This window comes from Spirosoma montaniterrae (genome assembly GCF_001988955.1).
GTDB lineage: Bacteria > Bacteroidota > Bacteroidia > Cytophagales > Spirosomataceae > Spirosoma > Spirosoma montaniterrae.
Genome location: NZ_CP014263.1, coordinates 3466987 through 3482663, shown reverse-complemented (window position 1 = coordinate 3482663; position 15677 = coordinate 3466987). Strand labels below are relative to the sequence as shown.

At 55.6% G+C, this 15677-nt stretch carries 12 protein-coding genes; 9 read left to right on the top strand and 3 right to left on the bottom strand.

Translation table 11 applies throughout. The annotated features are described in order from the left end of the window. Positions 1-327 precede the first annotated feature (327 nt). Together AWR27_RS15080 and AWR27_RS15075 are read right to left on the bottom strand one after the other, a co-directional pair. Positions 328-1518, bottom strand: a complete 1191-nt coding sequence (locus AWR27_RS15080; RefSeq protein WP_077131929.1) for a cysteine desulfurase family protein — start codon at positions 1516-1518, stop codon at positions 328-330. Then, positions 1519-2670 carry a sialidase family protein gene (locus AWR27_RS15075; RefSeq protein ID WP_083732868.1) on the bottom strand — a complete coding sequence of 384 codons (1152 nt, stop codon included), beginning with the start codon at positions 2668-2670 and terminating at the stop codon, positions 1519-1521. It lies immediately after the preceding gene. 85 nt (positions 2671-2755) lie between these two features. On the opposite strand from AWR27_RS15075, the gene AWR27_RS15070 reads away from it, so the two are divergent. Further along, positions 2756-4246, top strand: coding sequence for an MFS transporter (locus AWR27_RS15070; RefSeq protein ID WP_232325844.1), 1491 nt, complete (start codon positions 2756-2758; stop codon positions 4244-4246). 161 nt (positions 4247-4407) lie between these two features. Then, entirely contained in the window at positions 4408-5355 is a 948-nt protein-coding gene (locus tag AWR27_RS15065) for a polysaccharide deacetylase family protein (RefSeq protein WP_077131928.1), read from the top strand. A gap of 108 nt (positions 5356-5463) precedes the next feature. On the opposite strand, the gene moaA is transcribed toward AWR27_RS15065, so the two are convergent. Further along, entirely contained in the window at positions 5464-6444 is a 981-nt protein-coding gene (moaA, locus tag AWR27_RS15060) for a GTP 3',8-cyclase MoaA (protein WP_077131927.1), read from the bottom strand. 111 nt (positions 6445-6555) lie between these two features. Here moaA and AWR27_RS15055 point away from each other — a divergent pair, with 111 nt between their 5' ends. The 7 genes from AWR27_RS15055 to AWR27_RS15025 all read left to right on the top strand — a co-directional run bounded on the left by AWR27_RS15055 (position 6556) and on the right by AWR27_RS15025 (position 15653). Then, positions 6556-7332, top strand: coding sequence for a DUF2490 domain-containing protein (locus tag AWR27_RS15055; protein WP_077131926.1), 777 nt, complete (start codon positions 6556-6558; stop codon positions 7330-7332). An 89-nt stretch (positions 7333-7421) separates the two neighbouring features. Further along, positions 7422-7961, top strand: a complete 540-nt coding sequence (locus AWR27_RS15050) for a hypothetical protein (RefSeq protein ID WP_077131925.1) — start codon at positions 7422-7424, stop codon at positions 7959-7961. A 134-nt stretch (positions 7962-8095) separates the two neighbouring features. Then, a complete protein-coding gene (locus AWR27_RS15045; protein WP_077131924.1) occupies positions 8096-8995 on the top strand; it encodes a hypothetical protein in 900 nt (299 codons plus the stop codon). An 8-nt stretch (positions 8996-9003) separates the two neighbouring features. Further along, positions 9004-10554, top strand: coding sequence for a phosphatase PAP2 family protein (locus AWR27_RS15040; protein WP_077131923.1), 1551 nt, complete (start codon positions 9004-9006; stop codon positions 10552-10554). Positions 10555-10688: 134 nt separating this feature from the next. Then, positions 10689-11258: a carboxymuconolactone decarboxylase family protein gene (locus tag AWR27_RS15035; protein ID WP_077131922.1), complete on the top strand. Its 570-nt coding sequence runs from the start codon at positions 10689-10691 to the stop codon at positions 11256-11258. A gap of 275 nt (positions 11259-11533) precedes the next feature. Then, positions 11534-14317, top strand: a complete 2784-nt coding sequence (locus tag AWR27_RS15030; RefSeq protein ID WP_077131921.1) for a TonB-dependent receptor — start codon at positions 11534-11536, stop codon at positions 14315-14317. Positions 14318-14432: 115 nt separating this feature from the next. Further along, positions 14433-15653: an MFS transporter gene (locus AWR27_RS15025; protein WP_077131920.1), complete on the top strand. Its 1221-nt coding sequence runs from the start codon at positions 14433-14435 to the stop codon at positions 15651-15653. The last annotated feature ends 24 nt before the right edge of the window (positions 15654-15677 follow it).

The window sequence follows — 15677 nt, the reverse complement described above, 5'->3', positions numbered from 1 at the left end:
CTATTAGCGATGGCCTGTTTTTTATTTCTACCTTGTCGCTCAACGAATTATCGTTTGTGCTGGCAAAACTGAAAATTAACCGGGAAAAAATTAGCGGTCAACTCTCAGAGTTTTACTTGACCAACCCGGAAGCCGTCTCGCTGAAACATTTCAAGCGAGCCGCCGAAATCGCTTATCAGGTCAGTTTCCACCACAGTAACGACTGTCTGCATACAGGTATTGCGGAGGAATTTTGCGATGAACTAATCACATTCAACCGCTCAGATTTTCAGATAATTCAACACCATACCCGTCTGAAAATTACAATTTTGTAGTTGCGAGATTCCTTCACACTAACGCCCGCAACTCCTCCACTACGTGTTTTACCGCCGAAACTGTGGCCGTGATGTCGGCTTCGGTGTTGAAGCGGCCTACGCTGAAGCGCAGACATGAAAACGCTTCCTGTTCGCTCAGGCCCATAGCCAGTAACACGTGCGACGGGTCGATGCTGGCGGCTGTGCAGGCCGAACCATTCGATACGGCAATGCCTTCCAATCCCATAATGAGCGCGTCGGAGTCGCAGTTTTCAAACAGAATGTTGGTGGTGTTGTACAGCCGGTGCTGTTGATTGCCGTTGATACGGGTGCCGGGAATCGTCAGCAGTTCGGTTTCTAATCGGTCGCGTAGAGACGCAAGATGTTGCGTCTCTTTATGCGTCAGCCCAGCCATCCGGTCAGGAGACGCAACCCTTTGCGTCTCTACGTGGGATGCTGCTGCGCCCATGCCTACAATGCCCGGTACGTTTAGGGTGCCGCTGCGTAGGCCGCGCTCGTGACCGCCCCCGTGCAAAACAGCCTCCAGCTTTACCTTGTTGGGCCTGCGTTGCCGCACGAATAACCCGCCTATGCCTTTGGGACCGTAAAACTTGTGCGCCGAAAACGCAAGCAGGTCGATTCCGAGGGCATCGACATCGATGGGTAGTTTACCTACGGCCTGTGTGGCGTCGGTCATGAAAAAGGCACCGGCAGCATGAGCAATGTCGGCGATTTGCTTAATTGGCTGAATCACGCCCGTTTCGTTGTTGACCAGCATGACCGACACCAGCAGCGTATCGGGACCAACAGCCGCTTTCAGTTCGTTCAGGTCAATCAACCCCGCGTCGGCGTCCCAGGCAGGCCGAACGGGCAGGTACGTTACGGCAAAGCCGCGCGTTTCGAGGTAATGGCATACGTCCAGCACAGCTTTGTGTTCGGTCTGCACCGTCACGATGTGTTTGCGATTTGTATCGGTCCGTTCGGCTACGCCCTTGATCGCGAGATTGATAGCCTCGGTCGCGCCCGACGTAAACACCAACTCGTGCGTCTCGCAGTTCAGCAGATCGGCCAGTTGTTGCCGTGCCCGCTTTACGGCCTCGCTCGCGCCCACACCAAACGGGTGCGTACTGGCCGCGTTGGCGAAGTTGTCGGTCAGAAACGGCATCATCGCATCGAGCACACGCGGGTCGATGCGGGTCGTGGCGTTGTTATCCAAATAAATCATTTATAAGGTCAGTTTCGATGGGTCGAGTACGACGTATTTGACCGAGTAGCGGTTGTACGTATAGGTTATGTGTACCTTACCATCTGCCGACTGGATGACGGCGGGGTAGGAGTAGCCGTTTTCGTTCGGTACGTTTTCCAGCGTCATCACCGGCTTCCAGGTTTTGCCATCTGCTGAGAGGGCCACATTCAGCATATTCCGATCTTTGGGTTCGCTGCCTTTTTTGGTGGTGTGGTTGTAAACGAGTAATTGCCGCCCGTCGCGTAGCGTTACGGCATCGGTGCCGGCATTCGGATTGGGCAGACCCAGCGAGGTGAGCCTGCTCCAGTTTTTGCCCTGATCTGTCGACCATGTCTGGAAAATGACATCCTGCCGGGTGCGCCCAATGGCCTGTAGTTTTCCGTCGGGATACGTCAGAATACTGGGCTGAATGGCGTCGAATTCTACACCGTCATTGATAGGCCCTACCACCGACCACGTTTGGCCGAGGTCTTTGCTGATCTCGAAATAGACCCGCCAATCGTCGTCTTTGTCATCGGGCAGGTCGCGTTCGAGGCTCGTTGGGCAGATGATGGTGCCATCAGCTACTTGCACGGGTTTGTTTTTTACGGGGCCGAGTAAATGCCCAACGGCTTTGTTTTCGCCCAATTTGCGCGGTTTCGACCAGCTTCGGCCATCGTCGGTCGAGGTCATGAGCATACCCCACCAGGTGCTTGGGCTGGGGCCTACTTTATAGAACAGCATCAGGGGGCCACCTTTGGGCAGAAACAGCACCGGGTTCCAGCACGGATAGCGTAACGTATCATTCACTATGCCATTCGCTACTTCTTCGGGCCTGGTCCACCGCCCGTTTGCCAAACGCGATACCCGAATGCCCACGTCGCGGTGGCGTTCGTAAGTGCCTGCAAAAAAAGCACTTACTATGCCCGAAGACGTTTCGACAAGCGTCGATGCGTGAACTTCGGGCGTAGGCCGATTATCGAGCGGGTAAATCAGTTCGCCTTTCAGATAAGCACCTTCGCCTGGCTTCGACAGGGACGGCACCGACTGACCTTGTCCATAGCCGAAGCAGATGAATAGAAGCAGATGAATAGTAGTAGCGAGGCAGACATATTTTTCATAAATGGAGCGGGGCGTTATAACGTAAATCATAATCAAACATACGAAGAAAGAAAGAGGAAAGAACGATTCACCACGCTGAACAACCCCGCCGAAGATACAGTTACAAAAATAGCGTTTGTCTTCTGACTTTGCTTTGACTGCCAACACAACCGTTTCTGCCCCGACGAAGCCGAACAAATGGCTGGTGCTGGCTACGCTGGCCTTCGGAACCTTTATGGCAACGCTCGACAGCAGCATTGTCAACATTGCCCTGCCCACCATCCGGCGCGAACTGAACGCAGGCGACAGTGTAGAGTGGGTAATTCTCAGTTACCTGCTCACTACTACCAGCACCCTGCTCATTATGGGTAAACTCTCCGACTGGCTCGGTAGGCGACGGATGTACATCACGGGTTTTGCCATTTTCGTGCTGGGGTCGCTGCTGTGCGGGCTGTCGTGGAATATTGGCTCTCTGATAACGTTTCGGGTTGTGCAGGGCCTGGGCGCGGCTATGATTTTTGCCATTGGCCCGGCTATTATTTCCGATACGTTTGCCCCTGCCGAGCGCGGTCAGGCACTGGGGCTGATGGGTGCGGTCGTAGCTGCCGGTTCGAGTGCGGGGCCGGTGGCGGGCGGCTTGCTGCTGGCGAATTTCGGCTGGCAGAGCATTTTTTTCGTCAACCTTCCCATTGGTATGCTTGCCATCTGGCGGGCGTCGGTGGTGCTTCCCGCGAGTCCAAGACAGCCGCAACAATCGTTCGATCTGGTGGGAGCGGGGTTGTTTCTGGTCGGTATAATTACCCTGCTAACGGGCCTGGACTTTGGCCCTGAACCTGAATACGGCTGGAATAATCCGCTGGTATTGGGGATGTTGAGTGCCGGGGTTGTGCTGCTAACAGGATTTTTCTGGTGGGAAAGCCGCACCCCCGCTCCCATGCTGAAACTTAGCCTGTTTCAGAGCCGCCCTTACACGTCGGCCATTGTGGCGGCCTGGCTGGGGTTTGTGGCGTCGGGCGGCAATCTGTTCATAATTCCGTTCTTCTTGCAGCAGCTTTTAGGCTTTACGCCCCAGAAAGCTGGTTTGGTGTTGCTGTCAGGGCCGCTGACACTCAGCATTGTAGCTCCCATCGGCGGCTACCTGTCGAGCCGGTTGCCAACGCGCTGGCTGGCAACGGCGGGCCTGTTACTGACAGCCTCGGGCTATTTCGCCTTTTCGTTTCTGCAAGCCGACTGGGACTGGCACGATGTAGTCTGGCGGACGGCCCTCATTAGCTGCGGGTTTGCCTTGTTTCAGTCGCCCAACAGCAGCAGTGCGCTCAATTCGGCTCCGTTGTCGGAGCGTGGTATTGCCAGCAGTATGATTGCGTTTATGCGAAATATGGGTTTTGTGGTGGGCATTGCGCTGGCGGCTGCTATCTGGTACAGCATTCGCAACCGGTATGCCCTGACGCACGGGGGCGATGCCGTTAGCCCTACCGCGCAACTGACGGGTATGCAATCTGTGTACTGGACCCTGACGGGCGTAGTTCTGCTGGCGGCAGCTATTTCGTTCTTACGAGGCAATCGGCCTGCCAGTCCTGAACACCCCGAAACAACTAAAGGAGGCATGGCTACCATAGTCGGGTAAAAAAAACAACGGGTGCCCGCCCGTTAACAGGTCACCCGTTGAACCGCCTACCCCAATATAAGCAGTGTTGCCTCATAGTGCCGGGACGGTCGATAATCTCACAAAAGATTGGCAAAAAAGTTTCAACCTTTTCCGTATGTTTGGGGGTATACTAATCCGCTATGCTTACTCGTCAATTATTACCCGGTCTAACCGCCCTTGCTTTATCTACCCTTGTCATGAATGGCCTGACTGGTTGCCAGTCGAAAGGTTCATCGGCCACGGAAGCCACCACAACCACCGCCGATTCGGTTTCTGCCAGCAAATCAGACGAAACCAACGCCAGCACAACCACGTCTGCACCGGCTGATCCAACTAAAATTCCGGCCAGCAAACGGTCCGGCGTTCCGGTTGCCGATGCGGCCACCATCATTGCCCGCCCGCAGGTGCCGGTGCTGTGCTACCATCAGGTGCGCGACTGGCGACCAAAAGACTCGAAATCGGCCCGCGATTACATCATTCCAACGCAGGTGTTTAACGAACACATGCAGATGCTGGCCGACAGCGGTTATACGGCCATTTCGCCCGATCAGCTTTATGCCTACCTGACCACGGGCGCGGCTCTGCCCAAAAAGCCGGTCATGATTAGTTTCGACGATGGCAACCTCGATCAGTATGAAACCGCCGTACCGATTATGGACAAACACGGCTTCAAGGCTTCTTTTTTTATCATGACGGTAGCCATTGGTCGGCGGGGAAAACAGCCGTACATGGATAAAACGCAGCTTAAAGACCTTGCCGACCGGGGCCACACCATCGGGGCGCATACGTGGGACCACCACAACGTGAAAAAATACCAGGGCGACGACTGGAAAACGCAAATCGAAGAACCAAACGCCAAATTGGAAAGCATTACGGGCAAGCCGGTGCGCTATTTCGCCTATCCGTTCGGGCTGTGGAACGAAGCCGCTCTGCCCGAACTGCAAAAACGCGGCTACCTGATTTCATTTGCCCTGTCGGACAAGAAGTTAGACCCAAATATGCCGCTGCAAACCATACGGCGTATCATTGCTGGCGGACAGTGGAGCGCGAAAACGCTGCACCGCAATATGGTCGGCAGCTTCGATTAAGGGGAACACAGATTGAACGGATGGTGCAGATGAACACAGATGTTTGTACAAGACAAATAAATCCGTGTTCATCCGCACCATCCGTTCAATCCGTGTTCCTCTTAAAAGTTACCCCCCAATTGTTGACATTGACTCGGTAACGACGCCCCGACTTTGTTCGGCCTCGAAACCGTTGGCGGGGCGATGGGCAAACGCCCGCAGGAAAGCCGCCGTCAGGTCGTCGTCGGTAGCACCGGCCCTTATGAGCGCACGAACATCTAATACGCCATTGTCGTAGAGGCAGGTTTTGAGCGTTCCCTGAGCGGTCAGGCGAATACGGTTGCAGGTGCCGCAGAACGTCCGGCTGAAAGCGGCAATTACGCCGATGGTGCCCTGATGGCCCGGAATCTGGTAGTTGTTGGCCGTTGAGAACGGCGGGTCAGGCAGTTTGTGCAGGTCGGGGAAGTGCGCCCGCAGTTCGTCGACGATGCGCCGGTGGGTCCAGTGCAGCACGGGGTAATGGCTTCCTTCGCCGTTGAAGGGCATTTCTTCGATAAACCGCGCATCAACGGGCAGGTTGCGGGTAAGTTCGGCCAGCGGCACAATGTCCTGCGTATTCTGACCGTCCATAACCACCGCGTTGATCTTTGTCTCGATACCCGCCTTCAGCAGAGCGTCGAGCGTATTCAGTACGGCGGGCAGTTCGTCGCGCCGGGTAATTTTATGAAAACGTTCCCGGTCGAGGGTGTCTAAGCTGAGGTTCACGGCTTTCACGCCCAGCGCGGCCAGGTCGGCTACGTGCGGAGCGGTCAGCACGCCGTTGGTAGTCATAGAGAGGTCGGTTAGCCCGTCGATAGCGGCCAGCCGGTGCATAAAGTCCATCAGGCCCGTGCGCACAAACGGTTCTCCACCCGTGATTCTGACCTTCGATACACCCAGCCGGGCCAGTACCTGCACCAGCCGCTCCATCTCCTCGTAAGTCAGCAGTTGATGCTTCGGCAGGTACTTGATGCCTTCTTCGGGCATACAGTAAAAGCACCGCAGATTACACCGGTCGGTCACGGCCAGCCGGAGGTAGGTAATGGGGCGATTGTGGTTGTCGTAAATCATACGGCTGTGCTTCCTACAAAAATAGTCATTCTCAGCGGAAAGGCCAGTTGTTGACGCATAAACGAGTTGGCACACATTTTGGTAAAGGACTTTTGTTCCTGTCTCACCCTTATGCGCTACCTCTTTCTCTGCTGTTATCTGTTCATCAGCCCCTTGTGCCGGGCGCAGAACTGGAAATTTTTCGGTTTTTTTCCGGCTATTTCACAGTCGGGCAGTTTGGGTCAGAAGCTGCAATATAACCTGTTTGTTTCAGCTACCTATGATACCTACCGGCTGAATATGGACATGGGCAAATACCCCGCTACGGCCCTGCAATATTACCTGCAACCCAGTTTGAGTTATAAGATAACCCCTGCTTTACAAATTGGGTTGGGGTACGCCTACGTAAAACACAATTTGTTTGGTTTGCGCGTCAACGAAAACCGGCTGTGGGCGCAGGCCGTAGTGACCCACGCCGTACCGCAGTTGGGACGTTTAAAACTCTCACATAGAATGCGTTATGAGGAACGATACCCGCTCAACACGCGCACGCGACAATGGTCGTATGCACAGTTGTTTCGCTATCAGGTAGGATTTACCTATCCGCTATACAATCCAAAAGAAACGTTGAAAGGGTGGTACGCAACGGCTTCCAACGAGTTTTTTTTATGCCTGTCGGGGGCCAAAAATAGCCCGATCAGTGCAAAAAACGCGTTTTATGGCGAAGATTGGGTCTACACGGGCATTGGCTATAACACGGGCAAGTTTGGCAAAATAGAACTGGGCTACTGTTACCAGAACCTGATTCGAAACCCGGCACAGGACCATCGTTACCTGCACCTGCTGCAAGCTACCTGGGCGGCCAACTTCGACCTGTCGGAGATTGGGGTTTGGCTGTACACGCCTTAGGTTGGCCTAAAAATTGCGTATAACTCATCAATGTTTGGTATTGTTTCAAAACATAGCATTATATTTGGAATAAATTTACCCGATACTCTGTGAAGAAAGTCGTCTCCATCGGTCTCTTTGTACTACTGCTGTATCACACGCTGGCCTACGTGCTGGTGGTGGTAGGAGCGTGGTGGCAGGCCGAACACGACCTGTCGGAGCGGTTATCGGTGTATCGGTCGGTCGATAGCATGGTCGAGTTTCAGATTCCGCTCGACGGTCCGCACGATGCCAACGCCATCACCCGCACAACCACCGAAGGATTTGCCTACAAAGGCCGCTATTACGACGTAATAAGCCTGGAAATTCACGGCGAACAACTGCATATCACCGCCCTCGATGGTGGCAAACGCTCGTTCTGGCAGGGTGATCTGCTCTCATTTCTGAATGAACACGTTGGTCAGGCCAGCGACACGGGTAAAAAAGCCAATCAATTTCTGAAGTTTCTCCTCAAAGAATACTCGCCCAATCCGCGAGCCATTTTCCAGTTCCTATCGCCCTCCTGGCGCGCAACCGTTCGGATTCCCGACATGCCCGCCCTGCTGCTGCACCGCGCTCTGCCGGTGTTTTCGCCCCCTCCCGAAGTCTGAACCAGGATTTATTGGATTTTACTGATTTAACAGGATTTACTGCGTCTGTTCAACACTCGGCGTATGGTCTCGTACATCTGTCTAATCCATCGGTCCGCCGATGCGGTTCCATCACATTCAGACATTCATTTTTCATGAAATCAACATATACCCTCGTGCTGGCGTTGGCTGGTACGCTGTGTGTAAGTACATCGGCCTGGGCGCAAATGCCGACCGATGCCATTTACATGCCTAAAAAAACCGTATGTATCGCAGGTATGTACGGCCAAAGTTCCTGGACGTCGTACTGGGAAGGAACGCGTAAACGCGAAAACTTCAACATCGGTACGCACACCACGCAGAGCCTGTCTGTCATGCCCGCCATCGGGATCACCAACCGGCTGAATCTGATTCTCAACCTGCCTTATGTCTGGACCAGCACCTCTGCCGGTAATCTGATGGGGCAGCGGGGTATTCAGGATTTGTCGGCCTGGCTCAAAGCGAATCTGTATCAATACAACGGGTTTTCGGTTCACGCGCTGGTCGGTGGTTCGCTGCCCGTTAGCCGGTATGTACCCGATTTTCTGCCGATGTCGATTGGTTTACAGTCGCGCACGGCCACAGGACGTTTGCTGCTCAACTACACGCACCCGACAACCGGCCTGTACGTAACCACACACGGTTCGTATACGTGGCGGAGCAATATCAACGTTGACCGCGATTCGCATTTTACGAACGGGCGGCTCTGGAACAGCAGCGAAATGCAGATTCCGAACATGTACGATGCGGCTGCACGGGTCGGTGTTCTGCGTAAGAAGTGGCAAACGGAGGTGTTCGTAGAACGAATGGCCGGGCTAAGTGGCGACGACATTCGCCGGAACGATATGCCGTATCCAACCAACAACATGCAGGCAACGCAGGTAGGCTGGTATGGTAAACTTCAGCCTAAAAACATAGGCGTCAATGCCCGCGTAGCCTACGTAACCGATGGCCGTAATGTGGGCCAAAGCACCAGCTTCATGGTGGGTGTGTTGTATCAATTCGCCGTAAACTAAGCATTCCGATGAAACCGAACTTTCGTACTATACTTCTGGCAGGCTTAACTGCATTCGGCGTATCGCTGGTGCTGACCTCCTGCGACAAAACAATTACCGAACCGGTGCGCCCGGCTTATGCACCGGCTGATGTCGATGCCAGCGCGGGCACCTGGAAAACATACATCCTGACCAGCCCCACGGCAGTAACCATTGCATCGCCAGCCGCAACAACCTCAACGGCTTATCAGACGGAACTGACCAACCTCAAAAACTCGTCGGTCAACCTGAGCGACAAACAACGCGCTGCGGTCGAGTACTGGGGCGCAGGAGCTGTGTATCGATGGAACGAAATTGCCCGCGAACTGGCGGCAAAATATAACCTACCCCCCGCATCGAACGCCGAGGGTAAGTACCCCGTACCGGATGCGAATAACCCGCTGGCCGATCCGGCATTTCCGTTTGCCAATCCGCCCTACGCGGCCCGCACACTGGCTTACCTGAGCGTGGCCCAGTACGATGCGCTTGTTGCTGCGTGGAATTATAAATACCAGTTCAATCGATTGGCTCCCAGCAGAATAGATGCTGCGGTGAAGCCTTCGTTGCCTGTGTCGGCACTGCCATCATATCCGTCGGAAGATGCTGTTGTTGCCAACGCATCGTATGCCATTCTGGTGGCGATGTTCCCCGGCGAAGTGGGGTATCTGGCCGGTAAATTAGCTGAGCATCAGTGGAGTCGGTTGTGGGCCGGTATGAACGTCCAGAGCGACATTACGGCTGGTGCCGATCTCGGTACGCAGGTGGGTGCCCGCGTCATGGCCCGCGCCCGCACCGATGGCATGGGAGCCGCCAACAACCAGACGCTGACGGCGGGTATGATTGCCGCAGCTAAAGAACGTGGACAATCGATGGTTTGGGAGAGTCAGGAAAGCCCGGCCCGCCCGCCCATGCTGCCCAACTACGGAGCCGTTGGCCTGTGGAATTTCGACCGGGCTACGCTGGTGAAAATTCGGCCTGGTGTGGCTCCGCAACCCGGCTCTGAACAGTTCAGGAAAGAACTGGAAGAACTGCAAAACATCCAGAAAAACCAAACCCGCGAACAGGCACGAATTGCCAACTACTGGGCCGATGGCGCGGGTAGCTACACGCCCCCCGGCCACTGGCATCGCTATGCTGCCAATGCTGCCCACGATGCTAAATTCAGCGAAGTACGCATGGCCCGGACGCTGGCTTTGTTGGGTACAACGTTGCAGGATGCGGGCGTCTGCTGCTGGGAAACAAAGTTCTACTACTACACGCCCCGCCCACAGCAGTTTGGCGTCAAAACGTCGGTTGGCCTGCCCAACTTCCCCAGCTATACGTCGGGGCACTCCACGTTCTCCGGGGCAGCGGCTGAGGTGCTGGGCTATATCTTCCCCAACCGGGCCAATGAGTTTACGGCAGCCGCCAAAGAAGCGTCTGAATCGCGGGTATACGGCATGATTCACTTCCGCTCTGATTGCGAAGTGGGTCTGCAATGTGGCAAAAACATCGGTTCTTACGCCGTACTACGCGGCAAAGCCGACGGGTCGGGACTTTAATCAGAACCAGGATTAGCCAGGATTGCCAAGATTAAAACAAGATGCTACGCTGTGCTTCTTTATGTGATCGAAAAAGCGCAGCGTAAAATCCTGTTTAATCTCGCAAATCCCGGCTAATCCTGGTTCTGAAACCTATGCCACACATTCCGCTGCCACCGCACCTGCCGGGTATTACGGGCCTGCTCGAATACCGGCTCGATACTGCCGCACCCATTCGCGAACTCACGCAGCTTTTGCTGCGCGGAGAATCGACCCTGAGTACGGGCGAACGCGAACTGATTGCCGCGCTGGTATCGTCGCGTAATTGCACGAACTTCTGCGAAGCGGCCCATACCAAAGCCGCCGACCTGCTGTTGGGCGAAACCGACACGACCCGCGCCGTGAAAGCCGACCTCGAAACCGCGCCTATCAGCGAGAAGCTAAAGGCGTTGCTTCAGATTGCCGCCCTCACGCAGCAGTCGGGCCGGGCCGTCACGCCGGAGGTCGTCGACCGCGCCCGCACTGCCGGAGCTACCGACCGCGAAATTCACGATACGGTGCTGATTGCCGCCCTGTTTTGCCTGTACAACAAATACGTTGACGGGCTGAATACGGTAGCACCCGCACTCGAATCGGGCTACTACGACGTGTTGGGCGAACGCATCACGGGTCGGGGCTACGTCCGTCCACCGGGCGGCTACCCCGCGCCAGTGCAGGTCACGTAACCCCCATGTAGAGACGCAAGATTTTGCGTCTCATCACGCGTCAGCAATCATCTGAGCGTCAGCAATTTTTTAAAATCATCCGGGAAAGAGACGCAGAACCATTCGGGAAGGAGACGCAGAACCATCCGGGAAAGAGACGCAAAACCATCCGGGAAAGAGACGCAAAACCATCCGGGAAAGAGACGCAGAACCATCCGGGAAAGAGACGCAAAACCATCCGGGAAAGAGACGCAAAGGGTTGCGTCTCTACATGGGAACATATTGATCGAACATCTATGAAACTTATATCATTTGTTGTCGCATTGGCGATGACTTTAGCTACCGCTTTGCCCGGACTGGGCCAATCGCGGCAGGTGTCGGGCGTGGTGCGCGACGCCCAAACGGGCCAATCCCTGGCTGGCGCATCGGTAACTGTGCGGGGTACGGCTACCGGCACGGCAACTGATGCCGGGGGTCGTTTTACAATTACGACTACGAAACAAGGCAAACTCACGCTGGCCGTTTCGATGGTTGGGCAGGAGACGCAGACTGTTAGCGTAAATGCCGATAGCAAACCGCTGACGGTTTCTTTGCAACGCGCTGAAAATCAGCTAAACGATGTGGTAGTAGCAGCTTCGCGGGTTGAAGAAAGTATCCTGCGGTCGCCGGTGAGTATCGAAAAGCTCGATGCACGGGCCGTTCAGCGGTCGGCGGCACCGAACTATTTCGAGGCTCTGAACAACCTCAAAGGCGTGGATATGGTGACGAGTGGCCTCACCTACCGGCAGATTAACACACGCGGCTTTAACTCGACCGGCAACACGCGCTTTCTGCAACTCATCGATGGTATGGACAATCAATCGCCCGGTTTGGGGTGGGCAGTGGCGAATCAGTACGGCACGTCGGACCTTGACCTCGAATCGGCGGAGTTGATTCCGGGGGCGGCTTCGGCTCTCTACGGCCCGGTGGCCTTCAACGGGTTGTTGTATATCCGCACCAAAAACCCGTTCCAGCATCAGGGGCTGAGCGTTCAACAGAAAGTGGGCGTCAACCACGTCAACGACCCAACGGGCGACAGTCCGAAACCGTACACGGAGACAGCCGTTCGGTATGCCAAAGTCATCGGCAACCGGCTGGCGTTCAAAGTGAATGCGTCGTATCTGAAAGGCCGCGACTGGTATGCCGCCGATTATACTGACATTGACCCGAACACCAACCCCGAACTGCGCGGAGCTACCAATCCGGGGCGGAACGCGCTGAATATCTACGGCGATGAAGTGGCGCAAACGCTGCCGGGCATTGGGCGGGTGTCGCGCACAGGCTACCGCGAAATCGACCTGACCAACTACGACGTGTATAGCCTGAAGTTAGGCGGGGCGGTTCATTACCGAATCGGGAAGCAAACCGAGTTGATTTACGCGCTGAACTTCGGGCAGGCCACTACCAACTACACAGGCAGCAGCCGGTTTATGCTCAATGATTTTCAGTTGACACAACACCGGCTTGAGTTGCAGGGCAAAAACTTCTTCGTCAGGGCTTATTCTACTGCCGAAAATTCGCAGAATTCCTATAACACCCGTTCGCTGGGGCAACTCATTAACCGGACGTGGGTGCGTGATCTGAACGGCAACGTGGTTACGCCCGACAAGGCCGACGCTACCTGGTTTGCCCGCTACGCGGCTGCCTTCAACGGGCAGGTTTCGGGCCAAACGGCGCGGAATCACGACATGGCCCGCGCCTTCGCCGATCAGGGGCGACTTTTGCCCGGTTCGACAGACTTCGACCGCGAGAAGCAGCGATACATCGGCATTGCCGGGTTGCAGGGGGCGGGTGTGCTGAGTAAGAGTAAGTTGTATCACGTCGAAGGGTTATATGATTTCACGTCAGCGTTGAAATTTATGAGCGTTCAGGCGGGTGGCAACGTGCGCTATTACGACATGAACAGCGAAGGCACGTTGTTCGACGATAAGGTGAATAAGATTCGGGTGGCCGAATACGGCGCGTTTGCGCAGGCGTCGAAAACGCTGTTGCAGGATAAACTGAAGTTGACCGTTTCGGGCCGCTACGACAAGAATCAGAATTTCGTGGGCAACTTTACGCCCCGTGCGTCGGCGGTGTTTTCGCCTTCGGATGCTCACCACTTCCGGGCGAGTTACCAGACGGGTTTCCGCAACCCAACCGTACCCGATCAGTACATTCGGCTGAACGTAGGCCCGATTATCATTCTGGGCGCAGCACCGGACAACACAGCGGGGCTGAATGCCTACGAAAACTCATTTACTGCCGCTTCGGTGGGTGCGTTTGGGGCTGCTTTCGGGCAGGCGGTTGGGTCGGGTACGCCGTTCCAGCAGGCGTTGATGGCGAATAAAGACAAGTTAGTGAAGTCGGACGTGCCGCGCATCCGGGCCGAGCAATCGCAATCGTTTGAAGTAGGCTACAAGGGTATGCTTACCTCGCGGCTGTTATTCGACGTCAGCTATTACTACGGCCAATACCGTAATTTTCTGGTGAATCAGGTGGTGATTCGGCCCAATAGCGCGGTGCTGCTGCCCGACGGTACGGTCAACCCGGCTGCTGCGGCTGATATCCTGACAGCCGCCAACCGGCAGGCGTTTCAACTCTATACCAATGCCGCCGACCGCGTATCGGCAGATGGGGTCAGCGCGGGTCTGACGGCTCTGCTGAACCGGGGCTATCGGGTAGAGGCCAATGGCACCTGGGCGAGGTTCAACATCATGGATGCCAATCCCAACAACATTCCGGCCTTCAATACGCCCTGTTTCAAAAGCAACGTAATCCTGAGCAACGACCGCCTGACCAACCGGCTGGGCTTCAGCGTGGCGTGGCATTGGCAGGAAGCCTTCGACTGGTTCGGCACGTTTACCGAAAATCGCCCCGGTCGGATTCCGTCGTACTCATTAGTCGATGCGCAGGCAAGCTACCGGATGCCCGCCCTGAAAACGATTCTGAAAGTAGGCGGCAGTAATCTGTTCAACAACTACGTAGTGCAGGCATACGGTTCAGCCGCCGTCGGCGGTCTCTATTACGTATCGTTGACGTTTGATCAAGGACTCAAATAATGATTGAATGATTGAATGGTAGAATGATAGACTGATTGAATGGAGTAGTTAGGTAGTAACCCCATTCAATCATTCTACCATTCAATCATTCAATCAGTCTATCCGTCAACCACTTATGGAAGCACTAAAAACAAAATCGGAAGCCCTGACCGCCAACTGGCTGGCTTTTGCGCTGTGTGCGTTGTCGTATGGACTGGGCGGTACGGCCTCAACGCTCATGGCAACGGTGCTGCCCGTGGCCGTGCCCGACGTGCTGGGCCAATCTGTTTCAGAAGAGCGGTTAGGCGAAATCGGGGCCTACATCAGCGCGGCTTTTCTGTATGGCTGGATGGTGGGCGGGCTGGCATTCGGCGTCGTGGGCGACCGCATCGGGCGGGTGCGGGCGGTGGCTTTTGTGACGGCTCTCTACGGCGCGGCTATGCTGCTGACGGTGTTTGCGCCCAACTGGCCGGTGCTGCTGCTGTGCCGGTTTCTGACGGGCGCGGGCGTGGGGGGCGTGTTGCTGCTCACGACCGTTTATTTGTCCGAAATCTGGCCGGAGCGCGGAAGGGCGGTAGTTTTGGGCGTTTTGGCTGTGATGTTTCCGGTGGGCATCGTGGCAACGGGCGGGCTGAACGTAGGAGCCGTACCGTGGCGGCAGGCGTTCTGGCTGGGGGCAGTGCCGCTGGTTGTGGCTGGGCTGATGCTGTTCCGGCTTCCCGAATCGGCAAGCTGGCAACAGGCCAGCCGCAAACAGTCTACTACGAAATTTAACGACTGGACGCCCACCGACCGGGCCAACCTACTCACGGGCGTGCTGGTGTTCGGCGCGGTGCTGATTGGTCTGTGGGGTACGTTCTCCTGGATTCCGACCTGGGTGCAAACGCTGCTTCCCGCCGGGCAAACGGGCGAACGCGAACGCGGCCTGACTATGATGCTGCTCGGTATGGGCGGTATTCTGGGCGGCATGGTGTCGGGGGGGCTGCTGAACCGGCTGGGTTCGCGCCGAACGCTTTTGCTGACGTTTGCGGGCTGTGCGGGCGGCTGTGCGCTGCTGTTCCTGACCAACCAGACGTTCTCGCCCGTGATTTATGCCGAAACGGCGTTCGTTGCGCTGTTTTTTGGCATCAGTCAGGGTTCGTTGTCGAGCATTATTCCGGCACTGTTTCCGGTTCGGATTCGGGCAACGGCGGCTGGCATCAGTTTCAACATTGGCCGGTTTTTCACGGCAACAGCGGTGTTTTTCGTGGGTGCGATGGTGGCGGCTCTCGGCGGCTTCGGCAATGCCCTGCTGGTGTTCTCGGTGGCGTTCCTGGTAGCACTGCTGGTGGTGCTGGCTCGGTATAAAACGGATTAAAGGTTATGACACAGAGATGCACAG

Bases quoted from the DNA above. Each gene is read 5' to 3' on its own strand.
- AWR27_RS15080 (WP_077131929.1), bottom strand. From the start codon at position 1,518: ATGATTTATTTGGATAACAACGCCACGACCCGCATCGACCCGCGTGTG.
- AWR27_RS15075 (WP_083732868.1), bottom strand. From the start codon at position 2,670: ATGATTTACGTTATAACGCCCCGCTCCATTTATGAAAAATATGTCTGC.
- AWR27_RS15065 (WP_077131928.1), top strand. From the start codon at position 4,408: ATGCTTACTCGTCAATTATTACCCGGTCTAACCGCCCTTGCTTTATCT.
- moaA (WP_077131927.1), bottom strand. From the start codon at position 6,444: ATGATTTACGACAACCACAATCGCCCCATTACCTACCTCCGGCTGGCC.
- AWR27_RS15055 (WP_077131926.1), top strand. From the start codon at position 6,556: ATGCGCTACCTCTTTCTCTGCTGTTATCTGTTCATCAGCCCCTTGTGC.
- AWR27_RS15045 (WP_077131924.1), top strand. From the start codon at position 8,096: ATGAAATCAACATATACCCTCGTGCTGGCGTTGGCTGGTACGCTGTGT.
- AWR27_RS15040 (WP_077131923.1), top strand. From the start codon at position 9,004: ATGAAACCGAACTTTCGTACTATACTTCTGGCAGGCTTAACTGCATTC.
- AWR27_RS15035 (WP_077131922.1), top strand. From the start codon at position 10,689: ATGCCACACATTCCGCTGCCACCGCACCTGCCGGGTATTACGGGCCTG.
- AWR27_RS15030 (WP_077131921.1), top strand. From the start codon at position 11,534: ATGAAACTTATATCATTTGTTGTCGCATTGGCGATGACTTTAGCTACC.
- AWR27_RS15025 (WP_077131920.1), top strand. From the start codon at position 14,433: ATGGAAGCACTAAAAACAAAATCGGAAGCCCTGACCGCCAACTGGCTG.